Consider the following 863-nt stretch of genomic DNA (forward strand, 5'->3'; position numbering starts at 1 on the left):
ATTCTCGCGGACCTTGGCGCCGACGTCATCAAGGTGGAACGCCCCGAAGTCGGCGACGACACCCGCAGCTGGGGGCCCCCGTTCCTGAAGGCAAGCGACGGCTCTCCGTCGAAGGAGTCAGGTTATTTTTTGTCGGTGAATCGCGGCAAGCGTTCGGTTGCAGTCGACCTCGCGACGCCCGAAGGGCAAGCGACCGTGCGCGCGCTCGCGGCGCAGTGCGACGTCGTGCTCGAGAACTTCAAGGCCGGCGCCCTGAAGCGATACGGTCTCGCCTACGACGACCTAAAGGCCGTCAGGCCGGATCTGATCTATTGCTCGATTACGGGTTTCGGCCAGGATGGTCCGAAGTCGGAAAACGCCGCCTATGACTTCATGATTCAGGCGATGGGCGGCCTGATGAGCGTGACGGGCGAGCGCGACGACGAACCGGGCGGCGGCCCGCAAAAGGTCGGCGTGCCAATTGTCGACATCATGACGGGCATGTATGCGACGGTCGGCATTCTCGCCGCTCTCGCGCGGCGAAACGAAACGGGGGTAGGCGAGTATATCGACGTGGCGATGCTCGACGTTCAGGTCGCGTTTCTCGCCAATCAGGCGATGAACTACCTTGTCTCGAACAAGACGCCGGCTCGCAACGGCAACAAGCATCCCAACATCCAGCCGCAGGACGTGTTCAAGTGCCGTGACGGCTTTCTGGTGCTCGCAGTAGGCAACGATGGCCAGTTCCGCAAATTCTGTGAGGTCATCGTGCGTCCTGAGCTCGCCGATGACGAGCGCTTCGCGACTAATGCGCAGCGCGTGCGCAATCTTCCGCCGCTGCTCGCGATCATCCGCGAAGCGCTGCTCGGGGACGATCTCGACGT

Annotated in this window: 1 protein-coding gene; it reads left to right on the forward strand. The window is 62.6% G+C overall.

What is annotated here, in order from left to right:
* The coding region (locus AWB65_RS35095; RefSeq protein ID WP_087671279.1) for a CaiB/BaiF CoA transferase family protein at positions 1–863 on the forward strand (863 nt) is incomplete at both ends.

The sequence above is a fragment of the Caballeronia humi genome (assembly GCF_001544475.1).
GTDB lineage: Bacteria > Pseudomonadota > Gammaproteobacteria > Burkholderiales > Burkholderiaceae > Caballeronia > Caballeronia humi.